Genomic DNA, 8,321 nt, shown 5'->3' on the forward strand with positions numbered 1-8,321 from the left:
CCGGGATTCGAGTCGGTCGGCCACGGTCACACGGCCTCGGCCCGGGCTCGCATGGCGGACAGGTAAGCGGCGTAGCTCCACGTCAGGTTGCGAACACTGCGCTGGTAGCCGGTGGTGCCGTCGAACTGCTCGGAGAGCTCCAAGTGGTCGCTGTGGTAGACGACGGCCATCACCATGGCGTCACCGGTGGTCGTCAGGGCCGCGGCTGCTTCCGCCGGCGCCGTCGACGCGTCGATGCCGGACTGGGCGAAGAAGGGCGTGGACAGGTCGTCCACGGGGACCTTGCCGCTCGACTTGATCTCGGCGGCCAGCTTGTAGTGCAGCTCGGCGACGTTGCACGTGCACAGGGCCCAGGGGTGGCCGCCGAGGACCGGGTGCGCGGTGTCGCCGTCGTAGACGTCGCCCGGGTAGCGGCCGAACATCGGCCCGATACCGTACTGTTCCTTGTCCGACTTGTTGATCGGGTAGAAGGCGATGCCGCCCTCTTCCCACTGCGAGCGCAGCTGTGCCGCCGTGGCCAGCAGCTTGGTGTCGATGACGGGAACGGCGCCGTAGACGGCAGCCTGGACGATGTCGATGTTCGGGTCGTACCCGCTGACGACGGGATTCTGGGGCGATGGCTGGGCCCCGTTACCGGGGTCGGCCATCATGCTCACGTACTTGCTGCCGTCCCAGTGGCCTGCGAGGGCCTCGCGCAGCCAGTCGATGGCGGGCCGCAGCCCGGTCGGCTTGTCGATACCGACGATTTTCGAGGCTTTGATCTCCTCGAAGCAGCGCAGTTGGGCGGACCGTGCGAAGAAGCTGTACCCGCTGTGTTCCTCCCACAGGTTCGTGGTGGCGTCCTTGTAGACGCCGAGAAGGAAGGCCACGTTCGAGTTCACCAGGTCGACCGCTCGCTTCTGGGTACCGAGGTCGAGCTGGTCGTAGGCGGCCAGGATGGTGATCGTCTGCAGGGCCGGACCGTCGTTCTGCTCGGTCCACGGGCGGGCGTCGCCGGCGATGTTGAAGCAGGCGTGTCCCTTGGTCGGCTGGGCGTTGGAGTGGCAGAGGTCGGCGAACTGCACGTAGTCGTTGAGTGTCTGCACCGTCCCGCCCGGGCTCACGGGCAGGTCGGCCTTCGCCACCTCCATGGCCGTGATGGCCCCGTCCCGCACCCAGTTGAAGACGTAGTCCTCGTCGATGCCCGGGGTCAGGGCCGGGAAGGACGGGGCGGCGATGATGCATCCCGGCTTCGAGTCGCGGGAGATGTCGCCCGGCGACTGAGGGTCGCTGTAGACGAAGCCGTCGCTCGCGATGTTCCGGAACATGAACGTAAACATGATCGGCACGAGTGACGGCAGATCGACCGCTCCCGGGGCAAGAGAGGTCTGAACGCTCGCCCGCACCCGGGAGGCGTCGGTCGGCCGGTTGGTGCGGGCGCGCATGTCGGGCGTGGTGGATTCGGACATTGCTGAACTCCGTTATCTTGCGAGCGGATCCATCGGATCCGGCCGACGGTCGGCGCCCTGGTCACGCGGATGGAAGGCTTGGATCCGCGTGCGTCCATGGGCTGCCGCTACGGGTGCGTGGGATTCCGGCGCGAGCAAGCCGGATGGACGGGGCAAGAGCGTGCAGATTGTTCCTCTGGACTTGGATGGTCAGGCTGCGGCTTGGTATCGCTGCTGCTGGTCACTCCTGGCGCGCTGACCACTGCCGCGTCGCCAACGATGCGCGGGAACCGTCGAGATCGCCGAGTTGGCCGCGGGCGCGTTCCCGTCGCCCCCGTCGACCTGGGGCACGACCTGCCCATCGCCGCATCCTGGCGGCCGCACGGGTCCGGCAGGCATCTCGTGAGCCACGCGCGTGGATGGTCGGCAGGATGCCCGGGCAGTCACGGGACTTCCCTTTACCAGACGCGATGCGGTCGCCTGATAGGACATCAGAACCCGGGCCTGTACCCAACTTTCCAGGCGGCGCGCAGCACCGCGGGACTCCGGCGGTGCCACACGCCTGCCAGGCAGGGCAGGCAAACCGATCACCTCGGACTCATGTTTTCGCCCTGGAGATACGGCGAGGAGAGTGGCGTACGACAACGCCGTCAGGCGGATGATGACACTCTGGATCAGGTGCCCGAGTCGACACCATTCCCATAATCGCGTTAATAGGGAATACATTCCCCCGCCCCCCGTCCCCCGTTTTCTCAGAAGCGCGCGATTCAGAGACTCTCCGGTAGCAGGTCCCATGGCAGCATTTCACTGACCGGCCTAGAGCAATCTTGAAGCGTCTGAGACGTGACCGTGTCACGCGATAGGTATGCCACTTGACGTACCCTTATCTTTGCGTACCGCAGGCTACAGCCGACCGGGTAGGCGCCGCAATAGGAAATTCCAATGTTGCGCATGAGGTTGGAGTAATCGGGTGCACCTCAGTGTTGCATATCTGTGCGTCGAATCCCCATGGTGCCCGTAAGTGTCTCCCCCCCTCCCGTTTCCCAATGATCGCATTTCGGCTCCGGTGCAAGTGCTGAAGCGCACCGCCGCGACGGCCTTGACGTCTCCCCTGTACCAGTCCGAGCCAGGTGCCGGACCCGCGCGGGGTACGCCGCCTCCCGGTCGCGGTGCCGAGACTGACCGCGTGCGGGGTCCTGGCCGGCGCGCGACCTCGCTACTGGCGGTAGGCGGCGGAGTTCCTTGTGCGGGACGTCGGAGGAGTCCGGCAGCGCCGTGGCCGCAGCGGGCAGTTCGACGGTACGCGCGATCAGAATGGTCTGGACCGGAGTGAATCCGCTGCGCTTCAGCGGCTTCTCTGTCGTCTGAATGTTCTGCTCATGAACTCCTGTCCCCGAGCATTCCGCGCTTGTCCGATTTTGATCAGGTAAGTACGATCTCGCCAGCGAAGGCAGGAGTGGGTTCGCTGGCTGCTGACCATCGGTGCCGTGCTCGGCCCTGGCCGTGGCCAGCCTTTTCTAAACGCACAACCCCGTGCAGCACACAAGCGAAAAGGACCAGGAAGAGACAGAACTGACCCGAAAAAGGAAGCTAACCGAACGGTTCAGTAAGGCAATCGGTCAACTTGCCTCGGACAAGCCGGTGGAACAGCGTCCGCGGACATTGCCCCAGCGGAACCAAAGCCCATCTCAATCCCATTGCCCCGCTCATCAACCTCCGAACGCCCTCCTACGGCTGATTGGGGCAGGAGCCCGGATCACACATATCATCCGGTGTGTGATCTCAGAGCCCCCTACCCCACCGAGTTGCTCAGCGGGCACCGCCGCTCCTACCGCGCCAGTCCAGACTGCAGTGAGCCAGGCCGAGTTGCTCGGTGCAATACCTCTGCGACGCCTTCCCCGACAACCCCGCCGACCCGGAGGCCGAAGGGGTGGCAACGCTGAAAGTCTCGCTGCACCGTGCCCTGTCTTCCCGCCAGACAGATCAAATGGCCTTTCAGAAGTACAACATCCCAATCCCGCGCGCACCTGCCGTCGGTCAGCCCCGGCCAGAAGCGGACTTTGACGCCGAGCTGTACGCGTGGGCGCGGCAACTGCAGCAGCTGAACGAGGAACTGCGGCAGGCCCACGCCCGTGAACGGCGCATCGCCATCGCCCTCCAAGAAGCCATGCTCCACTCCCGGGACCGGGCCCAGCACCCGAATATCGCCGTCCGCTACCTGCCCGCGGACCGCCTCACCGTCACGGTCGGCGACGTGGTCGGTCACGGGCTGCCGACCGCCAGCGTCACGTTCACGAGCGAATCCCGGAGACCTGCAGCAGGCGAACCCCGGCAAAGCCTGTGTCCCGCCTGGCATCCAGGGGTGAGCCAGAACCAGAGAAACGACAGCACTGGGCCAATGTGTCGTGCCGACCGTCGCCGCGGCGCGCCAGCATGCTCTCAGCCCCTTGCGGCCGGGCGGCGACGGCCCGGCCCAGTTGGAGAAGGCCGCGTGGAGTCGGCGCTCGGCGCGGATCCGGTTCGACGCGCCGGGCAAATCGAGGTCGCGGCCGCTGGGCCGAGCTGAGGAACTGTCGACACACTCGAACCGAACCGTTGGTCAGCTGCTGACGTCGAGGTCGTCGAAGAGGGCGAGCATCCGGCTGAGCACTCGGACGCATGCGTCCACATCCGCGGTGGTGAGATCGTCCGCCGCCTCGCGCAGCAGCGCGTGTTCCCTGGCGACGACGGCCTCGATTGCCGTGCGCCCAGCTTCGGTCAGGCGGATCAGCGAGGATCGAGCATGCGCCGGGTTCGGCACGGCTTCCACCAGCCCGTCCGTCGCGGCGTCGTTGACCATCCGCTGGACGAACTGACGGCTGATCGCCTGCGCTCGACCCATTTGGGGAACCGTCATCGATCCGTGCTCACGCAGCAGATCGAGCACCGCGCGCACCCCCACTGACATTCCCTGCCGCGGGGCGTCCTGTTCGATCTTCCGATAGACCCGCCGGTAGAGCGGTCCCACGAGGGCGAAGACCTCCATCAGCCGCGGTCCCGCGTCGTCGGGATCCAGCGGGCGTTCTGCATCACTCACACGCCGATCATAGATGACAATCGAGTTGTCATCTCCCCCGATTCATGACAACTTAGTTGTCATGAATGCAGCTTCCGAACTTCGTTTCTTCGCGTCCTCCGACGGCGAGCTCGCCTATCGCGACACCGGCGGCACAGGCCTCCTAGTCGTGCTGCTGCACGCGGGTTTCCTCGACCACACCATGTGGGACCAGCACATCCCGGCCTTCGCGGAGGACTTCCGCGTCATCGCACCCGACGCCCGCGGTCACGGTGAGTCCGCCAACGCGAGCCGCCCATTCCGCCAGGCCGACGACCTCGCCGGGCTGCTGAGCCACCTGGGCGCCGGCCCTGCCGTCCTCGTCGGCGTCTCCATGGGCGCGGTGATCGCCGTGGGGACCGCGCTGGAACACCCCGAGCTGGTCCGGGCCCTGGTCATCTCCGGCGGCGGCACGGATGAACGAGAGTTCACCGAGCCGTGGTCCCGGCAAGCCCAGGCCGCGCAGTACCAGGCTCTGGCCGCCGGTGACATCGAGGCCTGGCACGACGCGAGCGACGCCTGGGTGCACGGCCCCGATCGACCGCGGGACGCCGTCCGGCCCGAGATCTACACCCGCCTGCGCCAGATGCGCCAGCGAACCATCAGCAAGCACACTCCCGGCGAACCCGATCACCACGTCCCGGTCGAGGATCTCGGCGCCCGGGCCAGCCAGATCACCGTCCCCCTGCTCGCCCTCAACGGCGCGCAGGACGCACCCGAGCTACGAGCCATGGCCGAGTTCATCGCCCGTACGGCACCACGAGGCCGAACGGCCGTGATCAACGACGCAGCGCACTTCCCCAACTTCGATCGCCCCGAGGAGTACACCCGAATCGTCACCGACTTCCTCCACAGCCTGGACCAGCGAGCTCTTTCAGCGCTGCCGCTCCAGAGTGAGGACAGCCGCAGAGACTGACGACATTCGATCCGGACTCCACCGGGACCCGCGGAAGATCCGCCACGACTTCAGCCGTGCGACGCCGCGTTCGGCCGACGTCCGTGCTGTGGCAGACGCTCGGTTGACGGTCTGCCGCGTCGGCGCGAGGTCGCGTCCCGGCGGGCGCCTGTGGGGTGTCGTCACCCATGGGCCAGCGCGCATGTGGGAGGCGTCGGCAGGCGCCGGGACGCCCTGTGTTCGCAGAGACGGATGATGCGGTGGGGTGCAGGCCGCGATGAGATGGTGCGCGGCCGGGCATCGTCGGCGAGATCCACAGCAACCGCCCGACCGGGTAGGTCACCACCTGCATGTTTACCCCGTGTCGGCGGTGCTTGTGGGAGAAGTCAGCCTGGCTGTCGCCGACCCGGTCACACTCCGCCAGGGTGCCGTCGAGGAGGACGTAGTCCGGATTCGCCTCGCGCAGGGCGCAGCAGGCCGGGGGCGCGGTCGGCGAGCATCGGTGAGCAGGTGGACGACGGCTGTCGTGTACGCGCGGGCGGTGCCGACGGATATGCCGAACTTGGCGGCGGGCCGGGCGAGGGTGCCGTGCCGGCGCAGGTACACCAGGCCGACCAAGGCACGCTGGTGCGCTGGGAGCTTGCAGCGGCGGTCACCTTCGCGCGTGACGATGAACATGGCGATCCACTCGACCAGGGCGTGAGGCAGGTCGCGTGCGGCAAAATACGGAGCCACCTCTGCTCCTGTGCCTGTGGGTTGAGACTTCGAACACCTCCCCCACCGGCACGGGCCTCGTGCGTTTCGGACATCGATACCGTCACCCGATCAGTGGCCACGCTGAACGAGCTCAGTAACTGCCCGCCCGTCCCTAGGACCGTTGGGTGTCATGGTCCGCATCCAGTGCTCGCCCGACTCCGAGCTCCTCCACCAGGCGTAAGCCCGCCCAGCTTTGAAAGTCACGCCGGACCTCCCTCGCGCTGCCCCTTTTCGGCCGCTGCCCGTGCGGTCCGGCCGACGTTAGCTGGCGGCGGCCGGCCCGGTCGTCAGCCCCCGCCTGTAACCCAGAGCAGTGCTCATCCCCGGGATGTACAAAGACGGCCCCACAGATGGGGCCCGGCGCACGCGCTGGGCATTTGGGCCTATGCAGCTGTACGGCTACATCGTGGGTAAGGAGGAGTTGCTCGACCTTGATGGTAGACGCGGCCTATGCCGAGATCCGGCCGGTCGGAGACGGCTGGCGGGATGTGCTGCGGACCCCTGGAAAGGAACTCCGGCGCCGGTTGTCACGTCGCCAGTCATCTGGGACACCGAAGCCTCGTGGTGCGCCGCCGAAGGCCGACCGGGTGTTGTGGCCCAATGAGTAAAAGTACTCATGACGCCCACCGAGCTGCGGGGAAAGATCGGGGGATGACGACGCCGAGAAAGACAAGAGCCCGGCTCGGGATGCTGCCGTTGGCGGCGACGGTCCTGCTGGCGGCGGGTTGCGGAACGCAGCAGGCAGGGGACACCGCCGACGCATACCGGCGTTCGCATCCAACGCCGACCGGCATAACGACGCCGAGTACACCAGCAGACTTCCCCTGCCCGGGTGAGAGCCTCAAGCCGACGGCGCCCACGGCCGCCACTACCCCCAGCGCAACCGCGCCGCCGACCGACCACTACGCCGAAAACCACGGATTCAGAGTTCCCGTCCCGCTCCACGGCCAGAGCCGCTGCGACGGACTCACCGCCGTCGGACATATCAAGAGCGCACTCGAACCGCTGCGCCGACGCGGCGACTTCGCCCCGGACAGGGTCCGCAACGCGCTCACCAGGCTCGGCTACTCCGCCGGAAAGGTGCAGACGTACCAGGACGGGTCCACCGGAGTCGGCTTCCTCATCGACATCGGCGCCTCTCCCTGGTGTGTCGAGGGCACGATGAGCAGTTACTCCACCAAGGCGGATGCCTTCGGCGGCTACCCCGACGGCACCGGCTGCGAGCCCCCGAGCGGCGGCCACTGACCACAGTCCTCCGCCAGTGCCGGTTACCTCAGCCGGGAGCGAAACAGACGGCGCACGCACTACACCCTCCATGGACGGGAGGCTGCGGCATCCGGCGAAGGCCCACTTGCCCATCCGGACCTTGCTGGAGGCGCTGGCCTTCGTCTCCCACCTCTGACCCAGGGTGCGAAGTAGCGATCCGTATGTCGTTTGGGAGAGGCACCGGGGTCCTGGAAGTGCTACAGGCCGACGATGGCCAAGGCTGTCACCAGGGCGTAGGGCACGGCGGCCCGGGGGCGCGGGACGTGCTGGGGGCGGGCTCCCAGCGGCGGATCGGTGGGCCTGGTCGAGAAAGACGAAGGTGCCGTCGGGGTGGACCAGGATGGGTTGGGGGGCCAGCACTGCTGTAGGTGATTTCCCTTTCCCCGAGGTTCTGCACAGAAGAGACACGGCCGCTTCGCAGCCGATCCGCAGGCGGTGTGCGACCGGTGGGATGAGTTCCGCGACTGGGCCGCCGAGGTCTCTGAGGACGGGGCAGGCGGCGCTCACGCACTCCGTGGTCGCCCGCGTTCCCGAACCGTTGAGCAGGCAGTCACACGTGACGGTGGCCGAGCTGGTCTCCGACTCGTCGACGGCGCAAAAATGCCGCAACAGGGCCTCCTGGACAGCTCGTTGGCATAGACAGCCTTCCAGCTGCCAAAGGGCCCCAGTTCGCGTCGCTCCCAAATCGCTGGGATGGGCAAAGTGGCCTTGCGATACTGGTGCGATGTGCTTTCGTGGGGGGACTCCGAACCGGCATTACGTGTGCTTGCCCTGCCGTTCTTCATTTAAGTGGACGTTAAGTCCGATCTTTCTCGGTTCGTGATCGCTCGATCGTGGTACTGATCGCCAGGTCGACCACTTACTGGGCATGTCCATGCTGTGA

General features: G+C 66.8%; 5 protein-coding genes and 1 pseudogene. 3 read left to right on the top strand and 3 right to left on the bottom strand.

All coding sequences use genetic code 11. The annotated features are described in order from the left end of the window. Window positions 1-26 precede the first annotated feature (26 nt). Entirely contained in the window at window positions 27-1,448 is a 1,422-nt protein-coding gene (locus tag ACWC2T_RS42415) for a glycoside hydrolase family 15 protein (protein ID WP_450675633.1), read from the bottom strand. Between the two features lie 1,852 nt (window positions 1,449-3,300). Here ACWC2T_RS42415 and ACWC2T_RS42420 point away from each other — a divergent pair. Continuing rightward, window positions 3,301-3,993 (top strand): hypothetical protein, encoded by a 693-nt coding sequence (locus ACWC2T_RS42420; RefSeq protein ID WP_450675634.1) that lies wholly within the window; start codon window positions 3,301-3,303, stop codon window positions 3,991-3,993. 33 nt (window positions 3,994-4,026) lie between these two features. On the opposite strand, the gene ACWC2T_RS42425 is transcribed toward ACWC2T_RS42420, so the two are convergent. Beyond that, window positions 4,027-4,503, bottom strand: coding sequence for a MarR family winged helix-turn-helix transcriptional regulator (locus tag ACWC2T_RS42425; protein ID WP_450675635.1), 477 nt, complete (start codon window positions 4,501-4,503; stop codon window positions 4,027-4,029). A gap of 61 nt (window positions 4,504-4,564) precedes the next feature. Between ACWC2T_RS42425 and ACWC2T_RS42430 the strand changes: the two genes are divergently transcribed. Beyond that, window positions 4,565-5,437 carry an alpha/beta fold hydrolase gene (locus tag ACWC2T_RS42430; RefSeq protein WP_450675636.1) on the top strand — a complete coding sequence of 291 codons (873 nt, stop codon included), beginning with the start codon at window positions 4,565-4,567 and terminating at the stop codon, window positions 5,435-5,437. On the opposite strand, the pseudogene ACWC2T_RS42435 reads toward ACWC2T_RS42430, so the two are convergent. Next, a pseudogene (locus tag ACWC2T_RS42435) lies at window positions 5,396-6,151 on the bottom strand (transposase family protein). The gene ACWC2T_RS42430 and the pseudogene ACWC2T_RS42435 sit on opposite strands and share 42 nt — an antisense overlap. A 672-nt stretch (window positions 6,152-6,823) precedes the next feature. Between ACWC2T_RS42435 and ACWC2T_RS42440 the strand changes: the two are divergent. Then, entirely contained in the window at window positions 6,824-7,417 is a 594-nt protein-coding gene (locus ACWC2T_RS42440) for a hypothetical protein (RefSeq protein ID WP_450675637.1), read from the top strand. Window positions 7,418-8,321: the final 904 nt, after the last annotated feature.

It is taken from the genome of Streptomyces sp. NPDC001393 (genome assembly GCF_053597455.1).